The organism is Vibrio sp. T11.5 (assembly GCF_027587155.1).
GTDB lineage: Bacteria > Pseudomonadota > Gammaproteobacteria > Enterobacterales > Vibrionaceae > Vibrio > Vibrio neptunius.
The window spans coordinates 1-14,911 of the sequence record NZ_JAPPTP010000042.1 but is presented as its reverse complement, the minus strand read 5'-3'; the positions used below and the strand labels follow the sequence as shown (position 1 = coordinate 14,911).

17 protein-coding genes and 1 pseudogene are annotated in these 14,911 nt (G+C 42.2%); 6 read left to right on the top strand and 12 right to left on the bottom strand.

Features of this window, described 5'->3' with window-relative positions:
* Nucleotides 1–135: 135 nt before the first annotated feature.
* Nucleotides 136–867, top strand: a complete 732-nt coding sequence (locus tag OH455_RS22815) for a hypothetical protein (protein ID WP_269982889.1) — start codon at nt 136–138, stop codon at nt 865–867.
* Between the two features lie 127 nt (nt 868–994).
* Entirely contained in the window at nt 995–1,291 is a 297-nt protein-coding gene (locus OH455_RS22810) for a hypothetical protein (protein ID WP_269982888.1), read from the top strand.
* On the opposite strand, the gene OH455_RS22805 is transcribed toward OH455_RS22810, so the two are convergent.
* Nucleotides 1,288–2,397, bottom strand: a complete 1,110-nt coding sequence (locus tag OH455_RS22805; protein ID WP_269982887.1) for a hypothetical protein — start codon at nt 2,395–2,397, stop codon at nt 1,288–1,290. The genes OH455_RS22810 and OH455_RS22805 overlap by 4 nt on opposite strands.
* Nucleotides 2,398–3,002: 605 nt before the next feature.
* Here OH455_RS22805 and rcnR point away from each other — a divergent pair.
* Nucleotides 3,003–3,275 carry a Ni(II)/Co(II)-binding transcriptional repressor RcnR gene (gene rcnR / locus OH455_RS22800; RefSeq protein ID WP_269982886.1) on the top strand — a complete coding sequence of 91 codons (273 nt, stop codon included), beginning with the start codon at nt 3,003–3,005 and terminating at the stop codon, nt 3,273–3,275.
* Nucleotides 3,276–3,284: 9 nt separating this feature from the next.
* Here the strand turns inward: rcnR and OH455_RS22795 are convergent, their stop codons facing one another.
* Both OH455_RS22795 and OH455_RS22790 read right to left on the bottom strand, forming a co-directional pair.
* Nucleotides 3,285–3,464, bottom strand: a complete 180-nt coding sequence (locus tag OH455_RS22795; protein WP_269982885.1) for a DUF1289 domain-containing protein — start codon at nt 3,462–3,464, stop codon at nt 3,285–3,287.
* Entirely contained in the window at nt 3,465–3,902 is a 438-nt protein-coding gene (locus OH455_RS22790) for a hypothetical protein (RefSeq protein ID WP_269982884.1), read from the bottom strand.
* A gap of 171 nt (nt 3,903–4,073) precedes the next feature.
* On the opposite strand from OH455_RS22790, the gene OH455_RS22785 reads away from it, so the two are divergent.
* On the top strand, nt 4,074–4,328 hold the full coding sequence (locus OH455_RS22785; protein WP_269982891.1) for an iron chelate uptake ABC transporter family permease subunit: 255 nt from the start codon (nt 4,074–4,076) through the stop codon (nt 4,326–4,328).
* A gap of 91 nt (nt 4,329–4,419) precedes the next feature.
* Here the strand turns inward: OH455_RS22785 and OH455_RS22780 are convergent, their stop codons facing one another.
* The 3 genes from OH455_RS22780 to OH455_RS22770 all read right to left on the bottom strand — a co-directional run bounded on the left by OH455_RS22780 (nt 4,420) and on the right by OH455_RS22770 (nt 7,457).
* Entirely contained in the window at nt 4,420–5,955 is a 1,536-nt protein-coding gene (locus tag OH455_RS22780) for a BCCT family transporter (protein WP_269982883.1), read from the bottom strand.
* Complete coding sequence (locus OH455_RS22775; protein WP_269982882.1) at nt 5,942–6,844, bottom strand: homocysteine S-methyltransferase family protein; 903 nt, start codon at nt 6,842–6,844, stop codon at nt 5,942–5,944. Before OH455_RS22775 ends, OH455_RS22780 begins: the two co-directional genes overlap by 14 nt.
* Nucleotides 6,845–7,031: 187 nt before the next feature.
* Nucleotides 7,032–7,457, bottom strand: coding sequence for a TraR/DksA C4-type zinc finger protein (locus tag OH455_RS22770; RefSeq protein ID WP_045975988.1), 426 nt, complete (start codon nt 7,455–7,457; stop codon nt 7,032–7,034).
* A 191-nt stretch (nt 7,458–7,648) separates the two neighbouring features.
* On the opposite strand from OH455_RS22770, the gene zigA reads away from it, so the two are divergent.
* Nucleotides 7,649–8,848: a zinc metallochaperone GTPase ZigA gene (zigA, locus tag OH455_RS22765; RefSeq protein ID WP_269982881.1), complete on the top strand. Its 1,200-nt coding sequence runs from the start codon at nt 7,649–7,651 to the stop codon at nt 8,846–8,848.
* A 62-nt stretch (nt 8,849–8,910) separates the two neighbouring features.
* Here the strand turns inward: zigA and OH455_RS23455 are convergent, their stop codons facing one another.
* From OH455_RS23455 to OH455_RS22740, 5 genes and pseudogenes are all read right to left on the bottom strand, one after another.
* A complete protein-coding gene (locus OH455_RS23455) occupies nt 8,911–9,153 on the bottom strand; it encodes a DUF6434 domain-containing protein (RefSeq protein WP_443088612.1) in 243 nt (80 codons plus the stop codon).
* Between the two features lie 84 nt (nt 9,154–9,237).
* Nucleotides 9,238–9,444 (bottom strand): annotated as a pseudogene (locus OH455_RS23450) (nuclear transport factor 2 family protein); the annotation flags it as partial.
* A gap of 173 nt (nt 9,445–9,617) precedes the next feature.
* Nucleotides 9,618–10,268 (bottom strand): hypothetical protein, encoded by a 651-nt coding sequence (locus tag OH455_RS22750; protein WP_269982880.1) that lies wholly within the window; start codon nt 10,266–10,268, stop codon nt 9,618–9,620.
* A gap of 130 nt (nt 10,269–10,398) precedes the next feature.
* A complete protein-coding gene (locus OH455_RS22745) occupies nt 10,399–11,133 on the bottom strand; it encodes a hypothetical protein (protein ID WP_269982879.1) in 735 nt (244 codons plus the stop codon).
* Between the two features lie 233 nt (nt 11,134–11,366).
* Nucleotides 11,367–12,194: a class I SAM-dependent methyltransferase gene (locus tag OH455_RS22740; protein ID WP_269982878.1), complete on the bottom strand. Its 828-nt coding sequence runs from the start codon at nt 12,192–12,194 to the stop codon at nt 11,367–11,369.
* Nucleotides 12,195–12,630: 436 nt separating this feature from the next.
* Between OH455_RS22740 and OH455_RS22735 the strand changes: the two genes are divergently transcribed.
* A complete protein-coding gene (locus OH455_RS22735; protein WP_269982877.1) occupies nt 12,631–14,061 on the top strand; it encodes a hypothetical protein in 1,431 nt (476 codons plus the stop codon).
* A 390-nt stretch (nt 14,062–14,451) separates the two neighbouring features.
* Here OH455_RS22735 and OH455_RS22730 read toward each other — a convergent pair.
* The coding region (locus OH455_RS22730; RefSeq protein WP_269982876.1) for a GNAT family N-acetyltransferase at nt 14,452–14,911 on the bottom strand (460 nt) is incomplete at its 5' end.

Genomic DNA, 14,911 nt, shown 5'->3' with positions numbered 1-14,911 from the left:
CAACAAAGAATTTTATTTCCTGACCTATGCCAGTACAGAGCAAGAGCAAATAGAAATGATGCGCCACTTGAAGAGGTTCATCAAAGTTGAACATGAAGACTACTACCATCAGGTGTAGTTGATGGGGCCTCACTGATGTACGTGTCTGTCGATTCGTTACCGGAGCTAACCCCAGAATATCAACACGCTCAGCAGCAAGCAGTACAAGAGGCCAAGGTGGTCTATCAATTTGAGCTCGTAAGACAGCGTCCCAACGATTACGTAACAATCTTGTTGTGGCTCGCTTTAGTTGGTTATCTTTTATGGTTAGGCTCTCTATTAGACTGGCTTGGAATGACCGTATTTACCTTGTTTACTTTTGCTTTAGGCAGCTACTTATATTACACCGGTAACCCAGATGTAAAACAAACGGTGACCTTAACCGAAAAAGGCATGATAGTCACCGAGCTGACTCTGGTTCCTGACGCCTGCTTTGCTGCCTTACGCTACTCGGGCTATGTGGGCGTTGCTATTTCGATTATCGGTGTGGCGCTGGTGGGGCCGATGATGTTTGTTGGTGCCGGCGCTGGGCTGTTAATGTCGTTTAAAATGGCCGGAGTAGCAAATAGACCTAGGCAGCGACTGCTGCCTTTCCCTCCTCAAGCCACTTACAAGCTTTACGATGTGCCAGAATGCCGTTATAAAAACGGACTTATTCAATGGCACCTAACTCCAATTTTTGAAATGGAAACTGAGAGTGAAGAGAAAAAGGCGATTTATTGGGAAAATAAGAATTTTTATTTTGCCAACTATGCAGCTTCATCTGAAGAGCAGTTGCGACTTCTAAAACACTTAAAACAATTGGTGAATGTTATAGAAGAAGAGTAAGTAGTAATAGGCTCCCTAAACAGGGAGCCTTTGTGTATTGGGGTTGAGCAACTGTTGGTGAATCAAAAGCTGAGTAGAACATACCCCTGAACCCAACGTATCAAGTACAAATAGAAAGGCCTCACTGATGTATGTGTCTGTCGACTCGTTACCGGATCTGACCCCAGAATATCAGCAAGCCCAGCAGCAAGCGGTACAAGAGGCCAAGGTGGTCTATCAATTTGAACTCGTGAGACAGCGTCCCAACGATTACGGCACAATTTTTATATGGTCGTTGTTTGGCTTATTTTCCTTATGGATGATGTGGATCGCAGTGCAAGACGGTCTATGGGCAGGTGTTCTCCTTATTATATGTTTGTCCGGAGGCTTTGTGACGTTCTGCAATTCACCCCTCACCCAGAGATTTGACTCAATAACTATCTAAATCGAAGCCGCCGCTTTCTTTAGTTGATCAAATAGTATTTTTTGATTGCTATTGTCTGCAAAAGCCGTCGGCTTTGACGAGTAGACCTGATGCTTTGTATCTAAATTTATCAACCTGGCTTGTCCTGTACTGCCCCAAAACGCATTGACCAAGTTTCTGTCTTCCACTGGCATCTGATGCAGTTCATTAGAACGATAGGTCAATAAACGAGTTGACGATGGAGGCAGTTCTGATGAATTTTGGAAATCGACCAGTTCCAATTTGATATCTACATAGTTATTGCCGCTAATATTGACCCTTACCATCCCTACGGGACGAAGCGATGCACTCGCGCGTCCATTATTGGTGGCCACTATGTCTACTTCAAAAAAGCTATAAAGCCCCTGCTGTTCTCCCTGAATTTTCGCCAATTGCGCGTCAATACCTCGCATGTTGTCACGTAGATTTTCCAACGTCGCATCATTTTCCTCAATCACTTCTTGCAGATCTTCTTTCACGTCAGACAACAAAAACTTTAGCGCTGGTACGTTCAAGGCTGGGCCACTATCCGTTTTAAATGTCATCCCCGAGTAATTTCTTGTTATTGATAACACTTGTCGCTCATAATAAACCGCTTCGTCATCATCAATATAGTTGCTTAAACCCCAGCTTTTCATTTCACCTACACGGAATTCCGTCAACAAAAACTCATTATTTTTCGGATCTAGGTAGGCATCAATCGTCGTGATGTACCGTGACAATTGTCTTTTTGTTTCCGCAATATTTTTCAAATCAACTTTTGCACTGTCATAAGCTTCTATCAGTGTGTTTACATCGAATGTAGGGTAACGAATCTTATCTCCCCTATTTCCATTTGGCTCCACTTCATAGAATAAGGACTCATCAATATATGGTATGAGCAACCTGAGTTCTTCTGTCGCCAATGCAACGCGGTAAGTATCAGCATTAACTCGGCGTATCTCTTCGATTTCAACATTTATGTCTGATGTTTCTACAAAGTAAATCTGCCAAACTGGAATAGCGATTGCGGATAAACCACCCAAAACAGCGACTGCGACTGACTTAGCGTGTCCTTTTAGCTTGCTCTTTATTTCTTCGAATGTCATTTTTCATCTCCTTTTCATGCGCTGAGTGTTGCAAACGCTGCTTTTAGCCTCTCGTCATAGCAATGTTCAGCGCGAGCCAACATCGACCAATCCAACGCTTTGTTCGCTTCATGCCATTTAGGATTTGCTTTGATGGCTCTCACGAGTTGATATCGACCACATCTTCTCGCAGATTTACACCACCTTTACCCTCTGAACCATTGAGTTCTATGGTTGGCATGCCAAACCCTCAATTTAAATAACAAGAGTTAGGCTAACCACGGCCTGCGCTGAAGTATTGGCGCAAAGCATGATTTATTGATATGAACTAATGAAAAAATAACCTTGTGAAAGTTGACCCATCGATAGAGCGCGTTTTAGACGTAAACGGCCTCGCTGTTAGCGTGCAGGCACACTGTGGGACATCCATGAGTTGCGGGGATGGTAACATTAGCCTTTAATGAATGCTTAAAGTATGAAAGAGTCGCTTAACTCACTGTCCAAACTGTATAGTCCTGAACGCTAATATACTCCCCGCTAGTATAAACACTACCCCCCAGTATAAATTCAGTGCTACATTACCGATTGTTCCCTTTATACTGCCCATTACATTGAGTACAAATGCTATGTCACATACAGCCAAAGATAAGAAAAAGCTAACGGCCCGAGTCAGCAAGATACAAGGTCAGGTTAACGGTCTTAAGAAGATGTTGGACGAAGAGCAAGAGTGCCAAGATGTGTTGCAGCAGATCGCCGCGATTCGAGGTGCGGTAAATGGTTTGATGAAAGAGGTCATTAAAGGCCATTTGCATGAGCACCTTGTTCTAGAAGAAAGCCAAGAACAGCGAAAAGCAGATATGGACGTGGTGATTAAAGTTCTCGACTCATACATTAAATAAAGCCCAGTTTTACTGAGCTTTCATTTGAGACATTCTCTTTTGCAGATCTTTTTTGAGAGCATTGATGGCGTAAGGCTTCATCGATTTCCAAGCCTTACATTCTTCTCGCGTTCTTCCGCACCCAGCGCACCATCCTTTGCTATGGGAAAAATCACATACATCGATACAAGGGCTTTTGTGTTTTTTCATTTATAACCTACCCAGCACTTTGTCGATGCTTGCTTCTAGGGCACGCAGTCGGTTGAACTCTTCAAACAAACGTTGTTCTAGGTTTTTAAAGTTGAGCGGTAGTGTTCGCTGGCAAATGCCATAGCTGTTATCCAGTATTTTATACCCTTTCCAACCCGCAATACGGCTTCCTTCTAGCTCTCTGAATTGACGTACAAATTCAGCTTGAGATGGACAGTCTTCCTCCGCATGCATACAAATTGGAAAGGCTTTTTGCTTCACTTGAGGCCCTTCGATATACGTTTCGAAATGCACACCACCCTGGTTTTCGTTGAACCAGTTTTGTTTATATAGCTGGAGGTACTCTCCTCGGTTATAAATTTCCCATCCATCTTCAAACCAATTCGCGTTTTGCAGCATTTTTTCTAGGTTGCGAAAAACACCTTTTACGTCTTTCATACAGTGACACTTCCCAGTGAGTTATGTTTTTAAAAACTATACTCCCCTCCAGTATTTTATACTACCCCCTAGTATATGTGGTTATTTGAAAGGGAGACGGAAGAGAGATTGACTAAGTAAAACGCTAGTCAGTAATAGCAAGCCCTGCTCTAGTGACACAAAAGCACCGCAATCTTTGTATCACTTACTGGCATTATCGGTTTTATTGGGCTTATGGTGCCTCATATCGCACGCATGTTAACGGGCTCATTGCATAAAGGGTTGATTGTTTTCTCCGCTATCCTTGGCAGTCTATTTTTGCTTGGAAGTGACTTGATAGCGAGAGTCATACTCATTCCTCAGGAGCTCCCTGTCGGTATCGTCACCACTTCAATAGGTGGCGTGTTTGTGTTTTTCTTACTGATGAAGAACAGCGCATCAAGTTAGCGCTCAGGGAGGGTATAAGATCTCAAGTTCGTGGATTGAACAATAGAAACCCTCTTCAAGTTTAAACATGAAGAGGGTTTGTTGTTTGAGGCTAAGCAATCAGTTCTTGTGCTTTTACAGACGCTTCCAATTCTGGTTGCGAAGCTGTCTTGCCTTTCAGTTCCATCATGAGCTGTTTAACCAAAATGCCGTAGATAAACATCATCGGTAGTCCCGCTACCACGCACAAAGACTTAATGGTATTGATGCCGCCACCTGTGAGGAATACGCTAAAGCTGATAAGTGCAATCGCCCCTGCCCACATCAGTTTGACTTTGTTGTCTGGGTCTCCGTTTAGGGATAGCTGATTCGTCGTCAGCATCGAGGTGGCAACACTAGCGCTCGACATCGTCGTCAACATCAAGAAGAATTGAATCACCAAAAACACCGCAAGAACCACATTGTTTGCTGGCAACGTTTTGATCAACGAGACGACGGCAAACGTCAATCCACCATTGCTCATCCACTCTTGAACAGGATAACCACCTAATAACTGCGCCCAAACCGCGTAGCCCCCAAAGATAGCGATAAAGAAAGCACATCCCAAAGCGCCCATCGAGGTGGTATACAAGATGACTTCACGGATAGTACGGCCTCTCGATATGCGGGTAATAAACAACCCCATCATGATTAAGTACGCGTAGTACCAGAACCAATAATATTGAGTCCATGCTTGAGGGAAACCACTCTTTTGCACCGGATCTGTCCAAAGGGACATACGGAAGAAGCTATCGAGCATCACTCCAAGTGAATCCGTTACGTTGTTCAAGACAAATTGGGCATTTGATGAAAACAACACAAACAAGGCAAAGAGAATCGCAGCGATGACCGTGTAATCCGATACCTTACTGATGCCTTTGTTGAAGCCCACCAGCGTCACTGCAAATAAAACCAATACAAACAAGAAGATGATGCCACCTTGAAGCAACAAGTTATTCTCTATTCCAAATAGTTCAGCGGTTCCCGTACTAAGCAGAGTAACGGTTAACGCCAATGAACTCGCAAACGCCGCGAGTGTGCCGAAGATGGCCAAAAGATCCACGCATTTACCCACGATTGGATTGTTACCAATTACGGGTTCACAGAGTGTCGAGAGCTTCAATGTACGGCGTTTTTGCACATAGAAAGCGTAAGCAAAAGGAATCGCAGGGAAACAGTAGATCGCCCACCCTGTTATCCCCCAGTGGAACATTGAATAAGTGACCGACCACGCAGCCGCGGTATAACTGTTGGCCTCGGCAAATAACGGAGGAGATTGTAGGTAGTACATAGGCTCCCCAATCCCCCAATAAATAAGCGATGCACCAACGCCAGCCGTAAAGATCATACCGCCAAAAGAGAAGTTCGAATATTCGGGCTTTCCCTCCCCTAATCGAATGTCACCGTACTTGGAAAACGCCAACCACAGTAGAAAGCCAACAAGAGCAAGACTGAAGATTTGCACTAACCAACCAAACCAATCGGTCACAAACGTCATTGCGTTGTTCGCCATCGCTTGAGACTGTTCAGGGAACATCGAAGAGACAAGTAGAATGATCAGGACAGTACCAATCGCAGGAATGGTGAGCCCGAGATTAAGATTCTTCAACAGTATCTCTCCACGCCGTCAGTTCAGCAATATGACTTGGCTCAATGCCACAACAGCCGCCAATGATACTCGCCCCTAAGCGATGCCACGTTTTCGCGTATTCCAGATATTCTGTTGGAGAGAAGTGTCTAAGTCCTTGATATGACTCATTCGCTTGGTGATTCACTTTAATTGGCGCAAAGCTGTTCGCGTAAACACCAATAATTAGCGTCTTCTCTGTTTGTTCCAGTACCTGATTCACGTCTTTAATCGCTTGTTCAATCACTTCAGGAATTGAGCAATTGAAGAAAACACCCTGCGCATTAGTATCAAGAAGCGCCTCTACAGCGTCTATGACAAGCTCACCAGAGCGCAGACGTGAGACTTTGCTGACTTCATCTTCTAACGTGAAAGCGATATAAACTGGCTTGTCGGTTTTAGACAGAACTTGGCTGATCACTCGCGCTTCGCTAAGGCTTGCAACGGTTTCCGCCAACCAAATGTCCACATAAGGTTCTTGCGCTTTAAATAAACTCACACTGATGTCGTAAGCACTCTTTTCTTCAAATAAATCAGGTCGATAAGAACCAAAGGCAGGAGGGATAGCGCCAGCAACAAGCACTTCTTTTTGTGACAACGTCACGACATCACGAGCAATTTTAGCCGCTTTCTCTGCCAGCTCGCGTCCCTGCTGTGCATACAAATCCTCACCCAAATGAAACGGAACACAGGCATAACTGTTGACGGTAATGATTTGCGCCCCTGCATCAATAAAACCTTGGTGCGCTTGCGTAACATGTTGTGGGGATTCGATAAGCGCTTGAGCACTCCAAAGAGGTTGAGAAAAAGGAGCACCGATGCGCTTTAGCTCGCGCCCCATGCCACCATCCAATATTTTCAGATTTACCATTTAGACATCCATACCGCTAAAATCTATTTGGCTATTCAATCACAATATGACAGAAGTGAAAGTTACATTTCCTCACACTCAACATGAAGAATATTCATGTTGAGTGAAAACAAGTAATGTCTTGCACGTTATTATGCGACGCAATGATAATTAAAACCTACTTTCCCCTATTTACTTGGGTGGTACCTTACTCCCTGTACCAGTGTTCTTTTGACTCCATTTGCGCTTTCACTTCTGTACTATATTCAGCTGTAGGTCGTGCCAATAGCCTTGGAATACCGATAGGATCACCGGACTCTAAACAATAGCCATACTCCCCTGCGCGCAAGCGAGCCAAAGATTGTTGGATCTTAGGTAACAGCTTTTGCTCTCTATCTATGATCCTTAATGCGATTGCAGATTGCTCCTCGCTGGAAGCCCTGTCGCTTTCATCACTGAATTCCATTGGCGCAATCATCTCTTCTTTAGCGCGTTCAATATGCGCTAACGTTGAGTCATAAAGCTCAAATAATCGGTTTTCAAAAAACGCGGTCTGAGATTGATTCATATAATCCGCCTCGGGCGCTGCAAGAATTTCTTCTTCTGTCATGACATGCTTTTTCTCTTCGTTCATAGAAACCTCCACACCGAGATAAGAGTTCGATGTCTAAATTCCGCACATCTGAGTCTGTACAACTTAACGACGAATAGAGGCGCCGATAAGGTGCAGTGCTTGACACAATCACAAACTGCTTGATGCCAGAGTTAAGATCACCGACTATATCAATTGTTATATTATAACATTACACTATAAAGAGCATGAGCATGAACACCCAGAAACTCCCTGTTACGGTTTTGTCCGGCTTTCTAGGCGCAGGAAAAACAACCGTTTTAAGTCATATTCTTAACAATAGACAAGGCAGAAAAGTAGCGGTCATCGTCAACGATATGAGCGAAATCAACATCGACGCAGCAACCGTTCAGAATGAAGTTTCTCTCAACCACAGTGAAGAAAAGTTGGTTGAAATGAGTAACGGCTGCATCTGTTGTACCCTGCGTGAAGATCTACTAGAAGAAGTCACTAAACTCGCTCAAGAAGGCAGATTCGATTATCTAGTTATCGAGTCTACTGGCATCGCTGAGCCTCTACCTGTTGCCGAGACTTTTACTTTTAGCGATGAAAACGGGCTTTCACTTTCAGACGTTGCGCGTTTAGACACCATGGTTACGGTGGTTGATGCGATTAATTTTCTGCGCGATTACGATGAAGCTAAGTTCTTAACAGAGACATCCGAGTCCTTAGGTGAAGACGATGAACGCAGCGTCGCTGACTTACTGGTTGATCAAGTAGAGTTCGCTGACGTGATCTTGATAAGTAAAACCGACCTTGCTGAGAAATCTGAAATCGAAAGGCTTGTTGCGATTCTTAAAACCCTAAACACATCGGCCACCATACTTCCGATCTCGAATGGTGAAGTAGAGCTTGATGCAGTACTCGACACACAAAGCTTCAGTTTTGAAAAGGCACAACAAGCTCCAGGTTGGTTGAAAGAAATGCAAGGCGAACATATACCTGAAACCGAGGAATACGGTATTTCCAGCTTTGCATATCATGCGCGACGCCCTTTCCACCCAGAGAAGTTTTATGACTTCCTCCATAATGCGCAAGATTACGGCAAACTGATTCGTTCCAAAGGTTACTTTTGGCTAGCAACCAGACCAGATTTTATCGGTCAATGGAGCCAAGCAGGAGGCATCGCACGTTATGGAGTCGCGGGTATGTTTTGGAAAGCGATTCCGAAAGAGGAATGGCCGACGGATCAAGATTACCTCGACGCCATAAACGACATTTGGCAAGAACCTTATGGCGATATGCGACAAGAACTGGTGTTTATTGGTCAGGGATTAGAGCAAGAGAAATTGATTGCCCGCCTCAACGACTGCTTGTTAACAGAAGATGAGATTGAGCAAGGACTCGACTATTGGTTATCTTTGGAAGACCCTTTCCCTGAATGGGAACAGTAAGCCACTGAGATACAAAACAGCCTCCCATCATTCGGGAGGCTTTTTCTGTACTTTAATATCAATTACTTTGATTTCTGTCGTTTAACCCATTCTTCTGAGGCATCCCCCATTGTCAAACCTGTGGCATTGTTAATCCAATTCATGAAATCGCGATCAAACTTAAAATTTTCACCAAATTTAGATTTGAAATATCTGCGAACATTCTGTGTCGTTTTATAGCTATCTGTGATAATTGTGCTGTCATCAATATAATTTTTATGCCAATCAACCTTAACCCATTTTGCTCGCCACTCCGGGGCTTCCATTGGCCCAGGCCAGAACTCTTTTTGCTTCACAATTAAACCATCTTCTACAGTGTGAAATGTTATCGCTCGATCTTTTTGAACACTATCCGTAATCGAGACATCAGTTACGACTATTGCACCATCACAAACCACAGAATGAACGTCAAACTCCCAAACACCATTTTCTGGGTAGTAAGAATTAATAGCGGTGAAGTTTTCTCGACCTACAATTAACTCACCTGACTGAGGCCAGAATCCCTCAAAATCAGGGCTGAGCCACTCACTGGCCTTCGCAAAATCATTTGTTTTCATTGCATCCCAAAAAGCTAGGACAACTTCCTTTGGACTCATCATTTCCTCCGAGCACCTAATACCAAATTAAGTAGTGAGCAGCGCTATACCGATGCCACCGCATACCACCTTAAAGATCAAAACCAACATATAGTGAAAATGTCGCGTTGCGAATCACTCTAAAGACTTTTTGTTTAATAAGAATGCTCCTGTGTGCGGTGATAAAAGTCGGGAGCTAAGTTTACAAGTTTAAAAAGATCGCTAGAAATAATTAGCTTAAGCAGAGCTTGCATTGCGACTCCATATTCACTCACCTTTTGATCTTCATCCCCCAATTCATAATGCTCACAATATGCTGCTTCGTCGTACCCAGACATACCATAAAGTGCTATAGAATATTGGTTGCTCCAATCTCCTATGTTCTTCCTGACTTGTTCACGAGTTTCTTCTGACCTGTAAGTGTCCTCTAGCCTTTTTTTCTGGCGATCAGCATTAATTAACTTCAATAATTCAACTTTATGCGTGTCGGTTAACTCAGATTCATTATCCTTAACTTTCTTTTGAATACGCCAACCAACAACTCCATCCAAATCAGACCAAGTATCTAACTGATCCTCTTGGTATTGTTCAAGCTCTTCCCAGCTGTTTAGGTGTTTATTCTCTAGATCCCACCACTCAATGTACTCGTTTAGAGTTGTGTTAAGACCAACTTCTGTGTGGATGTAAACAACGCCCTCAGAAATAACTAATGCGTAAATTATTTCACTTTCATACTTATCAATTAATACTTTTAGCTTGGGCTCAAGTTCCTGAAAAATTAAATCCGCATCTAAACTATTTCTCATAAAATTATCCTATTAAACTAGCCCAATTAAGTTGTGACCAAAACTGCCACATTACCCAAACACTTCACCGTTACCTCCAAGTCTATTGGAACCGAAAGCGCCGAGTGTTGCGAATCAACTTGAATACTTGTTATGTTTCTTCTTCCGATGTGTCATTGCAAAAAAATGCTTCATAAAGTGTATAGATAAACATGAACATAAACATCGCCAGCACTGCATAAACAAATTCAGAGTGCCTCGCCAAAAGAGCAGAGTAACCTGTATATTCCTCTGCATATTCAATATCAGCGACCTGAGTATCGCTACCAATTTTTATGTCGTAAATATTAATCTCTTTGTTTTCCATAGGAAACCAAGCCCAAAACCGATACTTTCCTTTTTGTCGTAGTTGCTTGATTTTATATTGATGAATTAATTCCTCAGGATGACTATATTGTCCTCCTTGATCTTCTATCATCAGCAAGGCTTTTTCAGGTAATTCAATGTATACATCCTTTGCAACAGCATCACCGTTGTTATAGACATGAAAATACACCAACGAACGATATTTATGCAAACCTCCGGAAAAAAAAGGCTTCTTAGCTTTTTCAATAGAGTCACTCAGCATATCTGCTATGTTCTTTTTCTGGCTATATGATAAATCGTCTTCATATTCGTTTAAGCTAGAACGAATGTGGAATGAATTTGTTAGCTGCTCTATTTCTTTTTCTTGCCGAGTATACTGAGCAGGTACATAGAATATTCCGTCATGAACATAAGCTGTTAAAGAAGGTGACGGTTGTAGTAATGAGATGTATAAAGTGCCCACCCCTGTGATACTGGCAATCAATCCAAATAAAAATGTACTAACACGACTAAACTTCATCACAAACTTCCATATAACAATGAGTTAATACATCATACAGAAAAAAGAACTGTATGTTCAACCAGTATAATTATAGATCGAAAGCATAATGCCGCTTTCTTACGAATCCCCTCATAATTTCTATGTAAAACAATGAGTAGGTGCGCATCGCTCATTCTGGTCTAATGAATTTCGCCAAAAACACACCCGATAATCTAATTGGGACAGACACCTTAACAACTGCATTAACAATCTCAACTACACTTTTTCGCAATAACTAAACCGTGATTACTACTACCTAGCAATGATGGTTCAGCACAAGTAGAAAGGTGATATGACAACCAAGCTTGATATTGTTGTTCATTCAAATGGTTAACCTCATGACCTATAAAACGAACAAAACCATCAGTTGCTATATGCTTTTCAACGCAAAAACCTGATTGAGTTGCTATGGATTCAATTTCGGATGGCTCAGCAAAGTAGCCAGTTCTAAAAAATGGGTCTACATCTGGTGAAGTAACTAAGCCACTTTCTTTTAGCTCACTCAAAACCGCCGGAGAAACCAAGTCACTAGACATTTTCGCTAGTAATCCTGAAACAAAGAATCGGCTTATATATGCTATTGCAACGACTCCATTAGGCTTTAATATGCGATTAGCTTCTCGCAATACAGCTTCTCTGTCTGACTTTGACTGTATATGGTAAAGAGGACCTAAGATTAACACGACATCCTGACTACCATCCTCTATAAAACTGACGTCCATTGCGTTCGCTTCATAGACAGATAAATTCAAAGAACGACGTGTGGCATTATCTTTGAGTTGTTCCACTAATTCAGGAACTAACTCGACCGCTGTCACACTCATACCCAGCTGAGCATAGTGAAGTGAGTATCGTCCAGTCGCTGCACCAAGCTCTGTCACATGACATTCTGGAGCAATATAAGCACCCAGCACACTCAATGTCGTATCAAATTCAATACGTGTTATATTTTGAGAAATAAGGCGCTTCTCTTCATCAAATTTCGCGTAGTATTCCATATATTCTTCTTGCACGACTTCCTCCTGTACAGTTAACGCCAAATTCAGGTTTGAACAACACGACCACCATACCTAAACCATGGCGAATCTAATAATCCAATTGGAACAAATCTACTTGGGACAGACACCATAATAATCCATGTATTTTGAGAGGTCAGGTCTTCATTATCGGCCATCTGTTTTGCTCTGAACTACACGCTTAAGGCTGTCATTGGGATCTCTGAGAGCGGCCGATTCAGTATGGTTTTGGTGCTATCTGACTGAGAGCTAATTGGGACAGACACCTTAACAACCTGATAATGTATCCTAATGCTCGTGGATTGAGTTAATAAATTCAGGACATACACCAAAAGGCTGTTCGTTTGGATTAATTAGTAAACTGAACACAACGCTCGCATAAATGCCATTCAGTTGTTGAACTAAAAATCTTATTTCTATATAAAATTTATATTCACCGAGTCACATATAGGAAAAATCAATGTCTAACAAAATTAGAATCCTTAACAATTCGGACCAACCTATATATGTAATAGCAACACTAAATAAAGATTGGCTTTTTTTTGATTCTGCCATGTTCGCTCTCAAGCTAGCAAAATCTGCCTCATCACTTTTATCAAGCACAACGAATGCTGCAAAACTTACATACAAACTAGGTAAGCTAAGTCGAAAGATACAAAAGCAAGCCAAAGCTAACAGGGATTTCTTTAAGAAGAATGGACTCCAAATAAATCCTCAACAACAAGTCAAGGTACTTGATAAATCAAACTCTATACTAAAAATTCTCGAACCAAGTCACCTTGCAGGATTGTTAGGTGCAAGCGATATAACTTTGACAATGATGACTGAAGATGGCGAGAAGTTCATCCAGTTCAACACAAACAGTGACCGCTCTTGGATTGCTTTTGACAACAGGATTGTCGCCGCTAAAAAAGATGACACCAAAAAAGAAGAAAGGCACTCAGGTATTAAATACTGGGATACATACGGAAGGCCCAAAGCGTCAGTTTTCGGAGATCAGATAGGCGAAGGGGATTGGTACAGAATATCAGAACACATGGGTACCTATGTTGGAGTTTGGCAAGATTATCAGATGAGGAATCTGTTTTATGGTCTTGCGGAAATGAATGACCATGTAATCAAACCACTGACTTCTGCAAACAAAAAATACACCACCGGGCGATTCCCTTCGGTGGCTGTTTTAAAGAAGAATATTGTTGTGGAGGTTCATGAGAGTGAAAAAACCCCATACCTCTGGAGCTCGATTGGCGACGTCAAGGGTTCGGTAATAAACTTCTCTTCGTTTCAAAAATTATTTAAAGGGGTAAGCCCCTCAATTGTTAGAGTAAACGATGAAACTGTCATACTTACGTACAATGAGAGCATGGCATCTAGCAATATCTTTTATCGAATAGGTACAATCCTAAAAGATAAAATTCGATGGACTGATAGCAATCGTTGTGGGTCTGGCACTCAACCAACCATCCTCTTCAATGGTGACAAAGAAGCAATTGTAATCAGTAGTCATAACGGTGGTTTGTACTATCGCGTGGGCCGTATCCACGATCAACAAATTAGCTGGGAAGAGAAACAACACAAGTTCATTGAAAAAGGGGTGCTTTTTTCAGCCTCACAAAGGGGTGGAGATATCATTGTTACATATCAAAAAGGCTCGTCCGGGACCGCCAACCAAACGTATCAGATATGCGGGGAAATTGATACAAAACAGAAAGGTACGAATAACTACATAATGTGGGAGAACAACATATCAACAGGTACTGGCCCAACGGCAGTTTGTTTTGACTCTACAGGTTCAGTCGTAGGGCTTAAAGGCGAAGTAGAATTCAACAAGGCGAAGTACAGTTATTCTGGTGAATATGATCGTATTAAACTGAAACTAGCAACAGACTAATTTAAGGTAATAATATAATTAGTAATTCAGGACACACACCGAGGGTAATCTCATTGGGACAGACACCTTAACAATCCCCTAATTCAGAGCTCTGAGACTCATTTGTGTACCCCAAATGTGGAGTTGTTAGACCAATTAGTATCAAAACACTCCTCACAATCGACTTATTCATTTACATTCCTAATTACTGGGGATTAGCCCTAACGCCCTCTTGAACAGTTTGTTATGCACTTTTAATCACACTACTAACTTGTAAAACAGGGGGAGACCATATATTTGAACAACGCTGCCTCATTACCCAAATACTTAACCGTAATCACCAAAGCAATTGAAACCGAAAATGCCGAGCGTTGCGAATCAGCTTGAATTGCTTGTTAGCCCTGTGGTTGACTAGTACATATAACCTAGCCAATCAAAATGTCCCACACCCCACTGCTTACCTCTGAGTGGTTTCACATACAGTTCATCAATATGCTCTACCGCAACTCCAAAGTTGGTGTGCTCGTGCAGTCTCAACCAAGACTGCATACACTGAACTTTGTTAAAACCATTCGATGAGTAGAAATCATCTAACTCAGATATGAGGATTATGAAATCAACGTCTTTAGTTTCGGCAAATGCCGACAGTTCTGACAACATGAGAGAGCCAATACCTTGCCCTCGATAACGCTCATCAACACAGAAGTCGATTACACCCAGAACCTTATGTATTTCCCCACCGACGCTAACAACGCGATAATCCAACCCAAGATAGCCAACCAACTGTTCACCTTGAAAATGAAGGGCGCGCATATGAGGTAACTGCTTAAAGTAAGAACGACTTACTTGACTGTCTGGAAAAGCTTGGTTT

Excerpts from the sequence above, each read along its gene's own strand:
- OH455_RS22815 (WP_269982889.1), top strand. The coding sequence starts at position 136 with ATGTACGTGTCTGTCGATTCGTTACCGGAGCTAACCCCAGAATATCAA.
- OH455_RS22790 (WP_269982884.1), bottom strand. The coding sequence starts at position 3,902 with ATGAAAGACGTAAAAGGTGTTTTTCGCAACCTAGAAAAAATGCTGCAA.
- OH455_RS22805 (WP_269982887.1), bottom strand. The coding sequence starts at position 2,397 with ATGACATTCGAAGAAATAAAGAGCAAGCTAAAAGGACACGCTAAGTCA.
- OH455_RS22770 (WP_045975988.1), bottom strand. The coding sequence starts at position 7,457 with ATGAACGAAGAGAAAAAGCATGTCATGACAGAAGAAGAAATTCTTGCA.
- OH455_RS22750 (WP_269982880.1), bottom strand. The coding sequence starts at position 10,268 with ATGAGAAATAGTTTAGATGCGGATTTAATTTTTCAGGAACTTGAGCCC.
- zigA (WP_269982881.1), top strand. The coding sequence starts at position 7,649 with ATGAACACCCAGAAACTCCCTGTTACGGTTTTGTCCGGCTTTCTAGGC.
- OH455_RS22775 (WP_269982882.1), bottom strand. The coding sequence starts at position 6,844 with ATGGTAAATCTGAAAATATTGGATGGTGGCATGGGGCGCGAGCTAAAG.
- OH455_RS23455 (WP_443088612.1), bottom strand. The coding sequence starts at position 9,153 with ATGGAAGCCCCGGAGTGGCGAGCAAAATGGGTTAAGGTTGATTGGCAT.
- OH455_RS22810 (WP_269982888.1), top strand. The coding sequence starts at position 995 with ATGTATGTGTCTGTCGACTCGTTACCGGATCTGACCCCAGAATATCAG.
- OH455_RS22735 (WP_269982877.1), top strand. The coding sequence starts at position 12,631 with ATGTCTAACAAAATTAGAATCCTTAACAATTCGGACCAACCTATATAT.
- OH455_RS22795 (WP_269982885.1), bottom strand. The coding sequence starts at position 3,464 with ATGAAAAAACACAAAAGCCCTTGTATCGATGTATGTGATTTTTCCCAT.
- OH455_RS22745 (WP_269982879.1), bottom strand. The coding sequence starts at position 11,133 with ATGAAGTTTAGTCGTGTTAGTACATTTTTATTTGGATTGATTGCCAGT.
- rcnR (WP_269982886.1), top strand. The coding sequence starts at position 3,003 with ATGTCACATACAGCCAAAGATAAGAAAAAGCTAACGGCCCGAGTCAGC.